This is a genomic window from Paracoccus albus (assembly GCF_027913035.1).
GTDB lineage: Bacteria > Pseudomonadota > Alphaproteobacteria > Rhodobacterales > Rhodobacteraceae > Paracoccus > Paracoccus albus.
This window is the reverse complement of sequence record NZ_CP115775.1, coordinates 3145223-3163475: the sequence shown is the minus strand read 5'-3', so window position 1 is coordinate 3163475 and position 18253 is coordinate 3145223. Positions and strand designations below refer to the sequence as shown.

16 protein-coding genes and 1 riboswitch are annotated in these 18253 nt (G+C 61.8%); of the genes, 10 read left to right on the top strand and 6 right to left on the bottom strand.

What is annotated here, in order from left to right; translation table 11 throughout:
• Positions 1-165: 165 nt before the first annotated feature.
• From trhO to PAF20_RS15860, 4 genes are all read left to right on the top strand, one after another.
• Positions 166-1077 (top strand): oxygen-dependent tRNA uridine(34) hydroxylase TrhO, encoded by a 912-nt coding sequence (gene trhO, locus PAF20_RS15875; protein ID WP_271071562.1) that lies wholly within the window; start codon positions 166-168, stop codon positions 1075-1077.
• Between the two features lie 168 nt (positions 1078-1245).
• Complete coding sequence (locus PAF20_RS15870) at positions 1246-2172, top strand: AEC family transporter (protein ID WP_271071561.1); 927 nt, start codon at positions 1246-1248, stop codon at positions 2170-2172.
• Between the two features lie 3 nt (positions 2173-2175).
• Positions 2176-2979 carry a crotonase/enoyl-CoA hydratase family protein gene (locus PAF20_RS15865; RefSeq protein ID WP_271071560.1) on the top strand — a complete coding sequence of 268 codons (804 nt, stop codon included), beginning with the start codon at positions 2176-2178 and terminating at the stop codon, positions 2977-2979.
• A gap of 58 nt (positions 2980-3037) precedes the next feature.
• Positions 3038-4219, top strand: a complete 1182-nt coding sequence (locus PAF20_RS15860) for an acetyl-CoA C-acyltransferase family protein (protein ID WP_271071559.1) — start codon at positions 3038-3040, stop codon at positions 4217-4219.
• A 271-nt stretch (positions 4220-4490) separates the two neighbouring features.
• Here the strand turns inward: PAF20_RS15860 and PAF20_RS15855 are convergent, their stop codons facing one another.
• Positions 4491-5174 (bottom strand): winged helix-turn-helix transcriptional regulator, encoded by a 684-nt coding sequence (locus tag PAF20_RS15855; protein ID WP_271071558.1) that lies wholly within the window; start codon positions 5172-5174, stop codon positions 4491-4493.
• Between the two features lie 440 nt (positions 5175-5614).
• Here PAF20_RS15855 and ilvA point away from each other — a divergent pair, with 440 nt between their 5' ends.
• From ilvA to mog, 5 genes are all read left to right on the top strand, one after another.
• Positions 5615-6865, top strand: a complete 1251-nt coding sequence (ilvA, locus tag PAF20_RS15850) for a threonine ammonia-lyase IlvA (protein ID WP_271071557.1) — start codon at positions 5615-5617, stop codon at positions 6863-6865.
• Positions 6866-6933: 68 nt separating this feature from the next.
• Positions 6934-8157, top strand: a complete 1224-nt coding sequence (locus PAF20_RS15845) for an argininosuccinate synthase (protein WP_271071556.1) — start codon at positions 6934-6936, stop codon at positions 8155-8157.
• 61 nt (positions 8158-8218) lie between these two features.
• Complete coding sequence (locus PAF20_RS15840) at positions 8219-8953, top strand: hypothetical protein (RefSeq protein ID WP_271071555.1); 735 nt, start codon at positions 8219-8221, stop codon at positions 8951-8953.
• Positions 8954-8960: 7 nt separating this feature from the next.
• Positions 8961-10034 (top strand): helix-turn-helix domain-containing protein, encoded by a 1074-nt coding sequence (locus tag PAF20_RS15835; RefSeq protein WP_271071554.1) that lies wholly within the window; start codon positions 8961-8963, stop codon positions 10032-10034.
• A gap of 651 nt (positions 10035-10685) precedes the next feature.
• A complete protein-coding gene (mog, locus tag PAF20_RS15830) occupies positions 10686-11261 on the top strand; it encodes a molybdopterin adenylyltransferase (RefSeq protein WP_271071553.1) in 576 nt (191 codons plus the stop codon).
• A 288-nt stretch (positions 11262-11549) separates the two neighbouring features.
• On the opposite strand, the gene PAF20_RS15825 is transcribed toward mog, so the two are convergent.
• From PAF20_RS15825 to gcvT, 5 genes are all read right to left on the bottom strand, one after another.
• Positions 11550-11672, bottom strand: coding sequence for a DUF1330 domain-containing protein (locus PAF20_RS15825; protein WP_271071552.1), 123 nt, complete (start codon positions 11670-11672; stop codon positions 11550-11552).
• Between the two features lie 130 nt (positions 11673-11802).
• Positions 11803-14640 carry an aminomethyl-transferring glycine dehydrogenase gene (gene gcvP / locus PAF20_RS15820; RefSeq protein WP_271071551.1) on the bottom strand — a complete coding sequence of 946 codons (2838 nt, stop codon included), beginning with the start codon at positions 14638-14640 and terminating at the stop codon, positions 11803-11805.
• 9 nt (positions 14641-14649) lie between these two features.
• Entirely contained in the window at positions 14650-15012 is a 363-nt protein-coding gene (locus tag PAF20_RS15815; protein ID WP_271071550.1) for a VOC family protein, read from the bottom strand.
• A gap of 53 nt (positions 15013-15065) precedes the next feature.
• Positions 15066-15425 carry a glycine cleavage system protein GcvH gene (gene gcvH / locus PAF20_RS15810; RefSeq protein WP_271071549.1) on the bottom strand — a complete coding sequence of 120 codons (360 nt, stop codon included), beginning with the start codon at positions 15423-15425 and terminating at the stop codon, positions 15066-15068.
• 11 nt (positions 15426-15436) lie between these two features.
• Entirely contained in the window at positions 15437-16558 is a 1122-nt protein-coding gene (gene gcvT / locus PAF20_RS15805) for a glycine cleavage system aminomethyltransferase GcvT (RefSeq protein ID WP_271071548.1), read from the bottom strand.
• Positions 16559-16676: 118 nt separating this feature from the next.
• A riboswitch (glycine riboswitch) is annotated at positions 16677-16767 on the bottom strand.
• Between the two features lie 99 nt (positions 16768-16866).
• On the opposite strand from gcvT, the gene PAF20_RS15800 reads away from it, so the two are divergent.
• Positions 16867-18213, top strand: coding sequence for a mechanosensitive ion channel family protein (locus PAF20_RS15800; protein WP_271071547.1), 1347 nt, complete (start codon positions 16867-16869; stop codon positions 18211-18213).
• Positions 18214-18253 lie beyond the last annotated feature (40 nt).

Genomic DNA, 18253 nt, shown 5'->3' with positions numbered 1-18253 from the left:
TTGATCTTTCGTAGCAGTTGCGTCCCCGGCGTCAATGCGCAGCACATATTGCGTAAGGGTGATACTGAACAATCCCCCAACCATACCGCAGGTTTCATGGTACGGCTGGTCCATTATACCCCATTGTAGTTTGACGACTCGGGACGCGGCGGTTAAGGCCAGCAAATGCTGACCGTTGCCGCGCTTTATCATTTCACCCCCTTCCCCGAGCCAGAGGCCATAAAAGCCCCGCTGGCCAGGCTGGCCTGTTCGCAGGGGGTCAAGGGTACGTTGCTGCTGGCGAAGGAAGGGATCAACGGCACCATTGCCGGTACGCGCCAGGGGATCGACGCTGTGCTGTCCCATATCCGGGCGCTGCCCGGCTGCGCCGATCTGGTCTGGAAGGAAAGCACCGCCGAAACCATGCCCTTCGGTCGCATGAAGGTGCGCGTCAAACCTGAAATCGTCACAATGGGCCAGCCCGATGTGGACCCGCTGTCAAGCGTGGGCCACTACGTCGCGCCCGCTGACTGGAACGAACTGATCTCATCAGAAGATGTCGCCGTCATCGACACCCGCAACGATTACGAGGTTGAGATCGGCACATTCGACGGTGCTGTCGATCCCGGCACAAAATCCTTCCGCGACTTCCCGGCATGGTGGCAGGAGAACAAGCATCGCTTCCACAACAAGCGCATCGCCATGTTCTGCACGGGCGGCATACGTTGTGAGAAATCGACGAATTACCTGATCTCGCAAGGGGTCGAGGAGGTTTACCATCTGCAGGGCGGCATCCTGAAATATCTGGAAGAGGTCCCGGAAGCCGAAAGCAAATGGCAGGGTGAGTGCTTCGTTTTTGACAAGCGCGTCAGCCTTGGCCACGGGCTGAAACATGGCAGTTACGACCTCTGCCACGCCTGCCGTAGGCCTTTGTCGGCGCAGGACAAGGCTCGCCCGGAATATGAAGTGGGCGTCTCATGCCACCGATGCCTGTCGGAATATACCGACGCGGACCGCTCTCGCTTTCGCGAACGCCAGCATCAGGTCGAGCTGGCCGAAAAGCGTGGCGAAGATCATATCGGCGCGATCCACGACTAGACAGAGGGTCAGCGTCCGCCCGAGCGGGCGTTCGGACGCTGGTCCGGCGGGGCTGTCGCCCCTTGCTTCGGGGCAATGGCCTCACCCCCGCTCAACCGCCTTGCAACTCCGTCCCTCGGATGATCTGTTCACCCCGTCAGGGGCCTCGCCCCCAGCGGGATGGGATCAATGCTGGCGATTTTCATCAAGACCCTGCCATTCTTCACCCTGATCGGGCTTGGCTGGTTCGCCGCCCGCACCCGCATCTTCCCGCCGGAAGGGGCCGTCTGGCTGACCCGCTTCGTGTTTTATTTCGCGCTGTCGGCCATGCTGTTCCGCTTTGCCGCCACGCTGGACATAAACGAAATCTGGGACCCCGCCTTCGCTGCCGCATACCTTTGCGGTTCAATGCTGCTGTGGTGCATCGCAATGGCGATAGGACGCGCCCGCAACCTCGGCTGGCCCGAAGCGGCGATGGAGGCGCATTGCTATGTCATCGGCAATACCGGCTTCCTCGGCGTGCCGATGCTGATCGTGCTGCTGGGGGAAGCCGCTGCCGGTCCGGTCCTGCTGATCCTTATCATTGACCTCGTGGTGTTCTCGACACTCATCACCGTCATCATCACCGGCGCAAGACAGGGCAGATTGCGCCTGCAAACCATCTGGCTGCTGCTGCGCGGGCTGGTCGCGAATCCCATGATCATGTCGATGCTGGCAGGGCTGCTGTGGTCGGCCTTGCACCTGCCCCTGCCCCGTCCGGCGTTGGAATTCCTGAACATCCTGTCAGCCGCTGCCACACCCGGCGCGCTGTTTGCCATCGGTGCCAGCCTTGTCGGTCGCCGCGCCGAGCGCCCCGTCATCGCCGTCTGGTTGTCCTTTGCCAAGCTGGCCTTGCATCCCGCCGCCGTCGCCGCCGCCTGCTGGTTGTTCGGCGTCAACCCCTTCGCCGCCGGGGTCATGATCGCTGCCGCAGCCCTGCCGGTTGCGGGCAATGTGTTCATGCTGGCCGAATATTTCGGTATCGCCGTGCAGCGCGTTTCGTCCGCGATCCTGATCTCGACGGCGGCCAGCGTCGCGACTATTCCGGTTGTCATCCACCTGATCGAGAAAGGCTGACCCATGCCCCGCATTGCCGAGCTGAAACTGGAAAACATCCTGCTGGAGGTCGACGATCACGGCATTGCCACCGTCACCCTGAACCGTCCCGCCAAGCGCAATGCGCTGAACGAAGCCACCATTGATGAACTGATAGAGATCTTCCGCACCCTGCCCCGCGACAATGTTCGGGCCTGCGTGCTGCGCGGGGCGGGCGATCACTTCAGCGCCGGGCTGGATCTGGTCGAACATCACGCCGCAGACCGCTCGCCGTCTGATTTCATGCGTGTCTGCCTGCACTGGCATGAGGCTTTCAACAAGATGGAGTATGGCGGCGTGCCGATCATTGCCGCCCTGCAGGGTGCCGTGGTCGGCGGCGGGCTGGAGCTGGCATCCGCCGCGCATATCCGGGTGATCGACGACAGCACATATTTCGGCCTGCCCGAAGGACAGCGCGGGCTGTTCACCGGCGGCGGTGCCACGATCCGTGTGGCCGACCTGATCGGCAAATCGCGCATGATCGACATGATGCTGACCGGCAGGCTCTATCGCGGGGAAGAGGCCGTGACCGTGGGCCTCGCCAACTATATCGCCGAAGACAGCCTTGCCAAAGCCTATGACATCGCCCGCCGCTGCGCCGAAAACCTGCCGCTGACCAATTTCGCCATCTGCTCTGCCATCAGCCATATGCAGAATATGTCACCGCTGGATGCCTCATATTCCGAATCCGTCATTGCCGGGGTCGTGAACACCCAACCAGCCGCCCGCGAAAGGCTTGCGGCGTTTCGCGACGGCACCGGCCCGCGTATCAAACCGACGCAGGGTTAACCTAGGCACAGCCTGCGCGGCAACATAGATTAGCGCCATATCATCTGGGGGAACCAATATGTCCGATTCCGATATCGTCATCCTGTCCGGCGCGCGCACCGCCATCGGCACATTCGGCGGCAGCCTCGCCGCGATCCCGCCGATAGACCTTGCCGCCACCGTCACCAAGGCCGCCATTGAACGTGCGGGCACCACCCCCGACCAGATCGGCACCGTGGTTTTTGGCCATGTCCTGAACACCGAACCGCGTGACATGTATCTGTCCCGCGTCGCCATGCTGGAGGCGGGCGTGCCAGACACGACACCGGCAATGAACGTCAACCGGCTGTGCGGTTCCGGCGCGCAGGCTATTGTCTCTGCTGTACAGGCGCTGCAACTGGGTGACGCCGATTTCGCCGTCGCAGGGGGTGCCGAAAGCATGTCCCGCGCGCCCTATGCTGTCCCTGCCGCGCGTTTCGGCGCGAAGATGGGCGATGTGCAGATGCTGGACATGATGACCGGCGCGCTGACCTGCCCCATGGGCACTGGCCATATGGGCGTCACCGCCGAAAACGTCTCGGACGAGCATGACATCAGCCGTGAGGCGCAGGACGCCTTCGCCCTCGAATCCCAGACGCGCGCGGCCAAGGCGATTGCCGAAGGCTATTTCAAGGACCAGATCGTCCCGGTAGAGGTCAAGACCCGCAAGGGCATCGTTGCCTTCGACACCGACGAACACCCCAAGGACACCTCGGCCGAAAAGCTTGCCGGCCTGAAAACCGTGTTCAAGAAAGGCGGCACCGTTACCGCAGGCAACGCATCGGGCATCAATGACGGCGCGGCGGCCATTGTTCTGGCCCGCGCCGACGCCGCCAAATCCGCCGGCCTGACCCCGCGTTTCCGGGTTCTGGGCTATGCCGTCGCAGGCGTCCGGCCAGAGGTCATGGGCATCGGTCCCGTCCCCGCCGTGCAGAAGCTGCTGGAGAAAACCGGGTTGAGCGCCAGCGATTTCGACGTCATCGAATCGAATGAGGCTTTCGCGGCCCAGGCCCTCGCCGTGAACAAGGAACTCGGCCTCGACCCGGCCAAGGTGAACCCCAATGGCGGCGCTATCGCCCTTGGCCACCCCGTCGGCGCCACCGGCGCGATCATCACCGTCAAGGCGATGTACGAACTGGACCGGACCCAAGGCAAACGCGCCCTCATCACCATGTGCATCGGCGGCGGTCAGGGCATCGCACTGGCAATAGAGCGGATCTGACGCCGCAACGCTTGCCCTAAGCGCAGCAAAAGGGCGAGCGCCTGCCCGTGGGATGGCGCAGCAACGGCTGAGCGGAGCACTTTATCCCGCCACCTACATTTCTTCGCGGAACTACAAGGCCGACGTCACCAAAGCGCCAGCCCGCCCGAACGGGCAGGCGCTCGCCCAGCGGCGCGATGCGCCTTGCTCCGGGCAGAAAGCGAGACGAAACCTTTGTCTGGATTGAGCCCAAATGTGACATTTTGAATACGAGCTACGAAGCTAACCCGTGCTAGCCGCGACCGACGAAGCCACATTCCAACAGCCATCTATCGATGTTCTTCGCCAGCACCCGGTCGCCGCTGAGAAACACGCGCTCGCGTGCGACCTCTGCCCGCCATGAAGAATAGCCCAGCCAGATCGACGCAACGGACCTGCTTGTCGCTTCGATGAACAGATCGATCTCGAACTTCGGGTCCTTCTTGCAAAGATCAACCTCGCCATGGGGCATTGCGATCAGCCAGTAGTATTCCTGATCGCCCGTGCAATCCGTGAAGTGAAAGCGAATGACGGTCCGGCGTATGGGCAGGGCGGACCGATCGATCTTCCTGCGCAGATTCCACATCAGATAGTCCGGGTTTAGATCGCCGAGCGCCACATCCGCCCGCATGTGTCGCCGTGCCCATTTACCAAGCTGGTCGATGATCAGCTCCAGCTCGACGGCCATCGGGGTTCGCAGATAATCCACCGTGTCCTTGGCTGGATCGTGCAGCCTCTCGATCAACCCCTGCGCCTCCATATCCTTGAGGCGCCTGGAGAGCAGGCTTGGCGAAATTCCCGGCACGCCGCGACGCAACTCGTTGAACCGCGTCGAACCATTCCACATTTCAAGCAAGATCAGCAGGGTCCAGCGCGGTTCCAGCGCCTCGCAGGCCATCGCAAGCGGGCAAAAGAGATTGTAGCCTTTCTCACCCATTTTCATTTCCTCCTGTCAAGCCAGCTTAACCGCTTGCAGCTACTTTCACCTAGTTCCGATAGTGTACCGGCGGCGATACCGTCCATTCACTGGCCGGAAAGCAGCCCTTCCGCGAAACTGGTCAGCATCAAAGGCCCGCAACTTGTCAGATGGAGTGACGCCATGAGACATATCTACGATCAAAATCGACGATCTATGGAGGCAGCCCGAGCGAAGGTCTTTCAGGGGGCACTTCGATCGATTGTTGCAATCTGGCGGCGTCGACGGATTGCCACTCGACTATCGAGCCGTTCCAATCCCAGAATATCCCGCAACTAGGAAAACTGTTCGCTGGAAGCGAGGTATGCTTTGTCCCGCATACCAGCCACTCACCTACCACCCCACATTGACCTCCGCTCCCCAACATGCCACCCGTGTCGCCACATCTCACAGGTGCCCGCATGACCGACTTCACCTCCTCCGTCGTAACCGCAGAAGCCGCGCTCCGCGACCTCTTCCCGGCCACTCCGCTGCAACTGAACGACCACCTCTCGGCCCGCTACGGCACCGAGATCTGGCTGAAGCGTGAGGATCTGACCCCGGTGCGCAGCTACAAGCTGCGCGGTGCCTTCAACGCCATGCGCAAGGCAATTGAAGCGGGCAGCACCCGGCATTTCGTCTGCGCAAGCGCGGGCAATCATGCGCAGGGCGTGGCTTTCGCCTGTCGCCATTTCGGGGCGAGGGGCACAATCTTCATGCCGGTGACAACGCCACAGCAGAAGATCGCCAAGACACGCATCTTCGGCGGCGACAGCGTGGAAATCGTGCTGACCGGCGATTATTTCGATCAGACCCTTGCCGCCGCGCAGGCGTTTTCCGCGGAACATGGCGCAGCCTTCCTGTCTCCCTTCGACGCCGCCGACGTGATTGAGGGGCAGGCGACGGTGGCACTGGAAATGCTGGAACAGCTTCCCGCCCCTCCCGATCTGGTTGTCCTGCCGGTTGGCGGCGGCGGGTTGTCGGCGGGCGTGACACGCTATCTGGCTGAAGCCTCGCCCCAGACGGAGTTCGTTTTTGTCGAACCGCGCGGCGGGGCCAGCCTGAAAGGCGCGCTTGAAACCGGAACGCAAGTCACCCTGCCCGCCGTTGACAGCTTCGTCGATGGCGCCGCCGTCGCGCGGATCGGCGACCTGCCCTTTTCGCAGCTTCGCCAGTTCTCACCCGAACAGGTCCTGACCGCACCTGAAGACCGGCTGAGCATCACCATCCTTGAGATGCTGAATGTCGAAGGCATCGTTCTGGAACCGGCGGGTGCGCTTGCCGTGGATGTGTTGCAAGACCTCGCCGAACGCGGCCAGCTTGCCGGTCGCCGCGTCGTCTGCATCTGCTCTGGCGGCAACTTCGATTTCGAGCGCCTGCCAGAGGTCAAGGAACGCGGTCAACGCTATGCGGGCCTCAAGAAATATTTCATCCTGCGCCTGCCGCAGCGTCCGGGAGCGCTGCGCGATTTCCTGATGCTGCTCGGCCCGGATGACGATATCGCCCGTTTCGAGTATCTGAAGAAATCGGCCCGCAACTTCGGCTCTGTCCTAATCGGCATCGAAACCACTGACCCCGCGAACCTGACATCGCTGGCAACCCGCCTGACAGAGGGCGGGTTTACCTTCCAGGATATCACCCAGGACGAATTGCTGGCGCAATTTCTGATCTGACGCCCCGGCCCCTTGTGACGCGCTGCGTTAAGCCCTATTCCCTACGCCAGTTCAAAAAGGGGTTCGCCATGTCCGACGCGCCGAAGAAAGTCGTCCTCGCCTATTCCGGGGGTCTCGACACCTCGATCATCCTGAAATGGCTGCAGACCGAATATGGCTGCGAGGTGATCACCTTCACCGCCGATCTCGGTCAGGGCGAGGAACTGGAACCGGCGCGCAAAAAGGCCGAATTGCTGGGCATCAAGCCCGAGAACATCCATATCGACGACCTGCGCGAGGAATTCACCCGCGATTTCGTCTTCCCGATGTTCCGCGCCAATGCCGTCTATGAAGGACTTTATCTGCTGGGCACCTCCATCGCCCGCCCGCTCATCTCGCAGCGGCTGGTGGAAATCGCCCGCGAACACGGCGCGGATGCGGTCGCCCATGGCGCCACCGGCAAGGGCAATGATCAGGTCCGCTTCGAACTTTCCTGCTACGCGCTCGACCCCAATATCCGCGTCATCGCCCCCTGGCGCGAATGGAACCTCTCCAGCCGCACGAAGCTGATCGAATTCGCCGAGGAACACCAGATCCCCATCGCCAAGGACAAGCGCGGCGAGGCCCCGTTCAGCGTCGATGCCAACCTCCTGCATACCAGCAGCGAGGGCAAGGCGCTGGAAGATCCCGCGGTTGAGGCCCCCGATTACGTCTATCAGCGCACCGTGAGCCCCGAGGACGCGCCCGACACCCCCGAACATATCGAGATCACCTTCGAACGCGGCGACGCCGTGGCCATCAACGGCCAGCAGATGTCCCCCGCGACCATCCTGACAGAGCTGAACGATCTCGGCCGCAAACACGGCATCGGCCGTCTGGATTTCGTCGAGAACCGCTTTGTCGGCATGAAGTCCCGCGGCATCTACGAAACCCCCGGCGGCACCATCCTGCTGGAGGCCCATCGCGGCATCGAACAGATCACGCTGGACGCGGGCGCCGGCCACCTGAAAGACAGCCTCATGCCCCGCTATGCCGAGCTGATCTATAACGGCTTCTGGTTCTCGCCCGAGCGTGAGATGCTGCAAGCCGCCATCGACAAATCGCAGGAACACGTCACCGGCACGGTGCGGCTGAAGCTCTATAAAGGGTCAGCGCACACGGTCGGCCGCTGGTCCGACCACTCCCTCTATTCCGAGGCCCATGTGACCTTCGAGGACGACGCCGGCGCCTATGACCAGAAGGACGCGGCGGGCTTCATCCGGCTGAATGCGCTGCGGTTGAAGTTGATCGCGGCGCGGAATGGGCGGGTTTGAGGGAATTAAGAACCCTTACAAAGAATTCAATTAATCAAGTCAGCGCAGTGCCAAGGCCGACTTGAGCAGATTTGAAGCGCACGAAAGCATAGAGCAAGAAAGCAACGGCTATCTTGACCGTGCCCCTTTTTTTGACCTACAAGTAGGGAAAGAAAACGGGCATGAGGGACTAAAGATGGCTGAATGGGTTGCGACGAAGGTACTGAAGGAATCTTGGGATGCTGAGTGTCGTATCGCCGAGATGGGCCTGTCGACAGAGGGTTTGATCAACGCGGTCCGCGCTGCTCGCACCGCGAGCGGAAACGCGACGGCGCTGCATCCTTCGAACGCGGCGGGCACGTTTGGCTATCATGAGGGCATCGCATCTCTTCGCCAAGGTTTTATTGGTGAAAAGTGGCGCATCGATAGGAAAGGCGGCGTCGAGACCATACGCAATGATGAGATGGGGCTGAGAATCGGCTTCTGCAACGTCGATCGCGCATGTGGCGAAAAGGCCCCGAAGCCGCGCTCCGACAAGGGTGCGGCGTCGGAACGCGCTTGCGGCCCAATGCTATTCGATCCTGACGAGCTTCGGTATTTTGTGCGCGACGATGCAGTGGGCCACGCTTTCTACTACCTCATGGTCGACGGAGCAGGACGGGCAGAAATTACCCGCCCCAAGATTTCCGGAAAAACTTTCGAAGGTGCCGTCGAACGCATCTTCCTGCTTCCAGAAGGCGATGAAGAAGATACGCTTCTGAATCTCGACGACGAAGGTATCGCAGAGGACTTCGAGCCCAAGATCGTACGCAAATAGGCGCGTTATGTTCGAAGAATCACGATTGAAATTGGCACGTGCGCGGCGAGGGCTGACGGCAAAAGCGCTTGCCGAACAGGCTGGATTAAGCGTCGACACCGTCAAACGTCTTGAGCAGGGCCGGAACGAGCCTGAGCCGCATACGGTAGGGAAGCTTGCAGAGGCGCTGGAATACCCAGAAGAGTTCTTCTTCGGACCCAAGGTCGATGCCGTCGATCCTGGCGCTGTCAGTTTCCGCTCGTTCTCGAAGATGACGGCTAGGGAGCGCGATGCCTCTCTCGGCGCCGGATCGGTGGGGCTGATGTTAAGCGGATGGGTCGAGGAGCGATTTGGCCTGCCCGAGCCCGATCTGATCGATCTGTCGTATGAAAGCGACCCCGAGGTTGCAGCATCTCAAATGCGGCAGCAGTGGTCGCTCGGGCAGCAACCCATCGCAGACCTTATGGCGCTTCTGGAAGTCAAAGGAGTTCGGCTGTTCTCACTCACCGAGAATACCGCGTCGGTCAATGCCTTCTCTTTCTGGCGCGGGGGCAAACCGTACATGTTCCTTAACAATTTCAAGACCGCTGAAAGCAGTCGCTTCGATGCCGCACATGAGCTTGCTCACCTCGTCATGCACATGCATGGCGACCCCAAGAAGGGAAGAAATGTCGAACGAGAGGCCAATGCCTTTGCTTCGGCGTTCCTGATGCCCGCCGAGGATGTCATAGCCCGCATTCCGAGGCGAGTAACGACTGATACAGTCATTCGCGCCAAAGCCCGATGGCGTGTTTCGGCAATGGCGATGGCCTATCGTCTTCACCGGTTGAAGCGACTGTCGGAGTGGCAATACAAGTCGATATGCATCGACCTGACTAAGCGCGGCTATCGCACCGGCGAGCCGAACGGCATCCGGCGCGAGAAATCAAAGGTCTGGCGTCAAGTTCTGACGATGCTCTGGCAAGAGCGCGTAACCAAGGCGGACATCGCGCGAGAACTCAGCCTCCCGCTTGGAGAAATTGAGGCGCTCGTCTGGAGTTTAACTGCCGGAGATGCTGACGGTGAACGAAAGGAAAGAGGGTCGCTACGAGCAATTCACTAGTCTGTCGCGCATAATGCCACCGCATAAAGGTTGCAATTTATGACCCTCTGCTATCAACGTTCCTAGCCTAGATCTCGTCCGAAGGGTTCGCCAGTGCCTTTCTCAGAACCCGCCCGCAACAAGGCGCTTTAGCGCCGCCGGGCAGCGGACGACCGCCCGCACGGGCGTCCGCTTCGTCACCCCTCCACGCCGAACAGCCGCACAGCGATACGTCATCATAAACCGCCCGGCCACAAAGGCTGGCAGCGGACCCCCACGGTCGCCCGCTGCCCTCTGTTGGTTCTCAGCCCCGGACAGCCAATAGATAAGCGCAACAGCCAGCGGTCGCGTTACATCTCCCGCCCGGCATCCCAAACGGTTTTACCGACGCAGCATCGCCCCACGGGCACCCGCTTCGCCACCCCTCCACGCCGAGCAGCCGCACAGCGACACGTCATCATAAACCGCCCGGCCACAAAGGCAGGCAGCGGACCCCTACGGTCGCCCGCTGCCACGCGTCACTCCACCATTGCCCAGCCTGCAAACCGGTGTACGCCCCGTGTACAGCCTGTGTACGCCCGGTGGACGTGTTGTGCGCCCGTCATCCCCTGCAATTCCTGGCCGTGCCGCGCCCTGTCCCGCGCCTGCGCAACACCCTGCGCACGCTTCCCGTTGCGCTTCGCCGCCGCTCCGGCCAGACTGCGCGGCATGAGTGATCCAACCCGCCCCGCCCGCATCGCCATTCTCACCGTTTCGGACCGCGCGTCGCGTGGCGAATACGAAGACAAGGGCGGCCCCGGCGCCGAGGCGTGGTTGCGCGAAACCATTGTTTCTCGTGTGGACATCACCCGCGCCATCATCCCCGACGGGCGCGAGGGCACCGCCGCGAAGCTGCGCGAACTGGCCGAAACCGCCGACCTGATCCTCGTCACCGGCGGCACCGGGCCGGCCCCCCGCGACCTGACGCCCGAGGCCGTCTCCGACATCGCCGAACGCGAATATCCCGGCTTCGGCGAAGAAATGCGCCGCGCCTCGCTGCGAGAAGTCCCCACCGCGATCCTGTCGCGCCAGACCGCCGTAAGCGTCGGAAAAACCTTGATAATCACGATCCCCGGCAAGCCTTCGGCCATCGCCACCTGCCTGAACGCAGTGTTCGCGGCTGTCCCCTATTGCCTGGACCTGCTTGGCGCGGGCTATATCGAAACCGATCCCGCCAGAATCAAATCATTCCGGCCTAAAGAAAAATGAGCAAAGTTTTCGGGACTCGCGATCGCCTCACAACTGGTTCAGCCAACGTCCCGATTCCTCCATTAGCCACGAAGGTTTAGCATTTCCTGAATCGAACAGGATAGTTCCAGGCCCCGAACAGATTACTGTCAGGATAGAATATCCGCCGCCTTGTGATCGGCCTCCTACGTCCTCGATCAGAAACACCGCGCCATCGGCATTGTCGCGCCTGTGCTGCAGGGTTTGTTGATATAAACCCAGATTGATACCAGCCCTGCGCTTCTGCGCAGTCGGGGAACGCGATCACAATCAGATCGCCCGGCAATCTCCTTCCAGCATAGTTTTTTCGCCGCCATGAATGATGAACCGCCCGCTGAACGGTGCCAGTGTCGCTTCGATGCCGCGCAGATAGGCGACGATCCAGTCGCCCATTCTTACATATGAACGTGGCCGATTGCAAAACAGGTCATTCTGTCCTCCGATCAAGTTTCGGGGGACGGGTTACACGGGCATTGGTAATTCGGTCGATTACCACGAACGGAAAGGTATAGCTCGCGCTGATCTACTCTGCCGCCTCGGCATAGTCCTCGACCGGCGGACAGGTGCAGATTAAATTGCGGTCGCCATGCACGTTGTCGACACGTCCGACGGGCGGCCAGTACTTATCCACCCGGAAAGCACCCGCCGGGAAGCAGCCTTGTTCGCGGCTGTAGGGGCGATCCCACTCGGCGACCAGATCTTCCACCGTATGGGGTGCGTGGCGCAGAGGGCTTGCCTCGACGGCGATATCGCCATTTGCCACACACCGGATTTCCTCGCGGATAGAGAGCATGGCGGCGATGAAACGGTCGATTTCCGCCTTGGTTTCAGACTCGGTAGGCTCAACCATCAGCGTGCCAGAGACCGGCCAGCTCATCGTGGGCGCATGGAAGCCGTTGTCGATCAGACGCTTGGCGATGTCGTCCACGGTCACACCATGCTCGGCAACGGGCCGGGTGTCGATGATACATTCATGCGCGACCCGCCCCCGATTGCCCATGAACAATATCGGATAGGCGCCGGCCAGCTTCGCGGCGATGTAATTGGCGTTCAGGATCGCCACCCGCGTCGCCTGTGTCAGCCCCTGCCCGCCCATCATCAGTATATAGGCCCATGAGATCAGCAGGATTGAAGCGCTGCCAAAAGGTGCCGCCGACACGGCCCCCTCCCCGGTCTGGGGGTCGCCGGGCAGATGCGGCGCAAGATGCGCCTTCACACCAATCGGCCCCATGCCCGGACCGCCGCCGCCATGCGGAATGGCGAAGGTCTTATGCAGGTTCAGGTGGCTGACATCGCCGCCGATCTCTCCGGGTTTCACCAGCCCGACAAGCGCATTCATATTCGCGCCATCTATATAGACCTGTCCGCCATGGTCATGGGTGATCCGGCAGACCTCGCGCACCGTGTCTTCGAACACGCCATGGGTCGAGGGATAGGTGATCATCACCGCCGCCAGCCGGTCGCCCGCCGCCTTCGCCTTGTCGCCGAAATCTTCCAGATCGATATCGCCATTCGGCGCGGATTTTACCACCACGACCTTCATGCCGCACATCTGGGCCGAGGCGGGGTTCGTGCCATGCGCGCTCGACGGCACAAGGCACACATCCCGTTGATCGTCGCCATTCGCCCGGTGATAGGCCTGAATCGTCAGCAGCCCCGCATATTCCCCCTGCGCACCGCTGTTCGGCTGCATGGAAAACGCGTCATAGCCGGTGATCGTGCACAGCTTCTGCGTCAGGTCGTCAAGCATCTCGGCATAGCCCGCCGCCTGATCCGCCGGCGCAAACGGGTGCAGCGCGCCGAATTCCGGCCATGTGATCGGCATCATCTCGGCCGCGGCGTTCAGCTTCATCGTGCAGGAGCCAAGCGGGATCATCGCCCGGTCAAGCGCCAGATCCCGGTCCGAGAGCCGGCGCATATAGCGCATCATCTCGGATTCAGCCCGGTTCATGTGAAAGACCGGATGGGTCAGATAATCGCTCTCGCGCAGCAGATCCTCGGGGATGGCCGGCGCGGTCGCGGGAGTGGCGGGATCGGTGATCCCGAAGCTGTCCAGCAGCCGCGCAATAACGCTCGCATCGGTGGTTTCATCGACCGAGATCCCGACCCGGTCGCGCCCGATCTTGCGCAGATTGATCCCGTGATTGCGGGCGGCCGCCAGAATACCCAACTGCCCGACGCCCACCCGCACGGTGATCGTGTCAAAGAACGCATCCGGCGAAACCTCGGCACCCGCAGCCCGCAGCGCATCAGCCACGGTCACGGCGTTCAGATGCACCCGCTGCGCAATGGCCCGCAAGCCCACCGGCCCGTGGAACACAGCATAGAACGACGCCATCACCGCCAGCAGAGCCTGCGCCGTGCAGACGTTCGAGGTCGCCTTCTCACGCCGGATATGCTGTTCGCGCGTCTGCAGGGCCAGCCGGTAAGCCTTGTTACCCTTGGCGTCGATCGACACGCCGACGATCCGCCCCGGCATCGCCCGCTTGAACTCATCCCGGCAGGACATGAACGCAGCATGAGGCCCGCCATAACCCATCGGCACCCCGAACCGCTGGCTTGATCCGACGCATATATCCGCGCCCATCGCGCCCGGCTCGCGCAGCAGGCACAGCGCCAGAAGGTCTGTTGCAACAACGGCGACCGCTTTCGCCTCGTGCAAGGCGGCGCATTCGGCGCTCAGGTCGCGTATATGGCCGTAAGTGCCGGGATACTGGAAGATCGCGCCGAACACGGCTTCGGGGTCAAGGTCCTCGGGCTGTCCCTTGATGATCTCGATCCCCAGCGGCAGCGCCCGTGTCGCGATCACGGAAATCGTCTGGGGATGCAGGTTCTCGCTGACAAAGAACGCCTTGGCTTTTGACTTCGCCACCCGCTGCGCCATAGCCATGGCTTCCGCCGCCGCCGTCGCCTCATCCAGAAGCGAGGCATTCGCCACCGGCAGCCCGGTCAGGTCGGACACCATAGTCTGATAGTTCAGCAAAGCTTCAAGCCGTCCCTGCGCGATCTCCGGCTGATAGGGCGTATAGGCCGTATACCATGCCGGGTTCTCCAGAATGTTCCGCTGGATCGCAGGCGGCGTCACCGTGCCGTAATAGCCCTGCCCGATCAGGCTGGTCATCACCTCGTTCTTCGCGGCCACGCCCCGCATCTTGTCCAGAAGCGCGGCCTCGGACAAGGGTGCCCAGTCCAGGGCCTCGTCCTGCCGGATCGAGCCGGGCACGGTCTGCTCGATCAGCGATTCGAGACTATCCGCCCCCACCGCCGCCAGCATCTCCGCCATCTCTGACGGGGACGGCCCGATATGGCGCCGGTTGGCAAAATCGTCGGGGTTATAGTCGGTGGGGTTCCAGCGGGTCATGGCCTACTTTCAGCTTTCCGCCCTGCCAGCGCAGAGCACGTTCACAAGATTTCCCTCGGGGTCGCGCAGATAGAATCTGCGCAATCCCCACGCTTCGGTCACCGGGCCGTAGGTGATGGGCGCACCGGACCGGCGCGCCGCCGCCTCTACCGCGTCGAGATCATCCACCTCGATCGAGATCACCGGCAGATCCGTGCCAGATCCACCCTGTGACGCGGTATGAAGCTCGACCTTCTGCATGCCGCCCGTCTCCAGGAAGGCGATCCAGCCCATATCGAACGGCAGTTCAAGCCCGAACACCTCGCGATAGAACCCCGCCAGGGACAGCGGATCGCGGGCAGGAAGGTTCGGGACGATGCGCAGAACTGCCATTCTTCTTCACCCAAATACCCTGGGGGTCCGGGGGCAGCGCCCCCGGTCCGACATCAGCCGATCAGCGCCTGATAGGCCGCCTCATCCATGAAGCCGTCAATCGCTTCGCCCTCTGCCGGCTTGATGCGGAAAAACCACGCGGCCATCGCGTCGTCGTTTACTGCGCCGGGATTGTCGGGCAACTCTTCGTTCACAGCCGTAATCACACCGGCAATCGGCGCCACGATGTCGGATGCCGCCTTGACCGATTCGATCACCACGATCTCTTCGCCCTTTTCGACCTCGCGCCCAACTTCGGGCAGTTCGACGAAAACCACGTCGCCCAATTGTTCGCTGGCGTGGGCGGTGATGCCGACGACAACCTCGTCGCCCTCCTGCTTAAGCCATTCGTGATCTTCGGTATATTTCAGCATGGGGAGGCTCCTCAGCGTTTGTAGTCAGGTTTGATAAAGGGCAGTGCGGCAATCTTCACCGCAATCCGTTTTCCGCGCAACTCTGCCCAGACGGTATCGCCTTCGGACAGGGTCGAGGGCAGGATCGCCATCGCCACCGGCCCGCCGACCGACGGCCCGAACCCGCCCGAACAGACGCGCCCGATTTCCGCGCCGCCATCCTCCGCGTCAAAAATCGCCACGCCTTCGCGGATCGGTGCACGACCTTCCGGGCGCAATCCGACGCGGACTTTGGCGGCACCCTCTGCCAGCTCAGGCAGGATCACATCCGCGCCCGGAAAACCGCCTTCGCGCTCACCGCCCTGACGGCGAACCTTCGGAATCGACCAGTGCAGCGCCGCAGCACCCGGTGTGACACCTGCATCCATATCGTGCCCGTAAAGCGGCATCCCCGCCTCAAGCCGCAGCGAATCCCGTGCGCCAAGGCCGATGGGCGCAACCGCCTCATCCTTCAGCAGAGTCTCGGCAAATTCGCGGGCACGAGCGGCGGGAACGGAAATCTCAAAACCATCCTCGCCCGTATAGCCAGAGCGCGAGACCCAAAGCTCTTCCCCGTCCCAGCCGAGGATCGCCACATCCATGAATTTCAGCGACGCAGCCTCGGGGATGATCGCGGAGAAGACGCGGCCCGCCTCTGGCCCCTGCAAGGCCAGCAATGCACGATCCGTCACCGGCTCCACCGTCAGCCCGTCCAGGCCCTGCAGCAAGGCAATATCCTGATCGGCGCAGGCGGCATTCACGACCAGAAACAGGTGGTCGCCCCGGTTCGCGATCATCAGATCGTCCAGTATACCGCCCTGATCGTTGGTGAACAGCCCGTAACGCTGCCGCCCTTCCGGCAAACCGACGATATTCGCGGGCACCACCGTTTCCAGCACCGCCGCCGCATCTGCCGCCGTTCCTCCGGGAACACGCAAGATCACCTGCCCCATATGGCTGACATCGAACAGCCCGGCCTTTTCGCGCGTATGCAGATGTTCGCCCATCACGCCCATCGGAAACTGCACCGGCATTTCCCAGCCGGCGAAAGGCACCATCTTGCCCCCCAGCGAGACATGCAGATCATAAAGCGGCGTTCGTTTCAGGTCACTCACAGGCATCCTCCTTGCGCGGATGTTCGCGCGGTTTGGCTGCCCCCTCTGTCCCTGCCCGGATACGGGCGCCTGAGATCGTTATCCTTCGGCGGGCCCGGATGGGCCACTCTTCAGAGTTTATCAGGAACCGGTCCCTTTTGCCTGAGAGTTTACCGGGGCGGTTGCTCCTTCGGCCCTGACGGTCGCCAGCGTCTCCCGTGTTCCGGCCACACGCCTAGACGCAGGGCCGCGTTCTGGCAAGTGAATTTTGCGCCGCCTGTTGCGGTCAGGCACTTGTCGTATCGGTCTGCCGATTGTCTAATCGGATCATGGAAAACGAAACCCCCGGCACACCTGAACAGATTATTGATGCGGCAGGCGGCTTCTGGCAGCAGCTTGATCAGTTCGTGCGCAACCTGACCCTGCCCCATCGGCTGAATCAGGTTGGGGCCGTGCTGGTGATCATGGTCATCGCGCATGTCCTTGCCCGCTTCCTTTCGCCCAGGCTGCGTGCCTGGCTGCGCACGCGCGAGGGCTGGCCAAAATGGCGGCTGCGCCTTGGCCTGATGATCGACCGTCGCCTGCGGCTTATCCTGTTCACTCTGATCGCCTGGGCGGTCGTGCTGGTGATGGAACAGATTACCTGGCCCTCGCTCAGTCAGGTGATCCGTCAGGCGGCCACGATCGCAAGCGCGGTTCTGGCTATTGCCTTCATGTCGCGGCTGATTGCCAATTCACTGATGCGCCGCATCGTCAAGTGGGGCGCATGGATATGGGCGGTCCTGTATCTGCTTGGCATGACGCCAGAGGCCGGCCAGTTGCTGGACAGCATCGCCATCAGCCTGGGTTCTGTCAGACTGTCTGCGCTGACAGTCATCACGGCCGTCGCGGTCATGACCGCCCTGCTGGCGGGCGCAAGACTGATTACCGGGCTTGTGTCGCGCAAACTGGGCGAATCCGCCGATTTGTCGCCGACCATGCGCGTGCTGGTGGCAAAAATCCTGCAAATCGTACTGTTCACGCTGGCCATCGTCGTCGGCTTGCGGGCCATCGGTGTCGACCTGACCGGGCTTGCCGTCTTTTCGGGTGCCGTCGGCGTGGGCCTCGGCTTCGGGCTGCAAAAGGTGGTCTCGAACCTCGTCTCGGGCGTGATTATCCTGCTGGACAAATCGGTGAAACCCGGCGACGTCATCAGCCTTGGCGATACCTTCGGCTGGATCGACGCGCTTGGCGCACGCTATGTCTCTGTCGTTACCCGCGACGGGAAAGAATTCCTTATCCCCAATGAAGACCTTGTCACCAGTCAGGTGGTCAACTGGTCGCATACCAATGATTTCGTGCGGCTCGACGTGCATTTCGGCACATCTTATAGGGATGACCCGCATAAGGTCAGCAAGGTCGCCATCAACGCCGCGATGACGGTCAAACGTGTGCTGGCGCAGCGCACGCCGGTCTGCTGGATCACGGGTTTCGGTGACAGCTCTGTCGATTATGTGCTGCGCTTCTGGATCTCGGACGCGCAGGGCGGGCTGACCAATGTGCGCGGAATGGTCTATCTGGCGCTGTGGGACGCCTTCAGGGAAAACGATATCTCCATCCCGTTCCCGCAGCGCGAAGTGCGGGTGCTGAACGATGCCGCCGGCAACGACGTGCCGAAATTTATCGCAGGCGATTGAGAATGTGTCGTTCAATGTTATATTAAGCTTATCCCGGCGC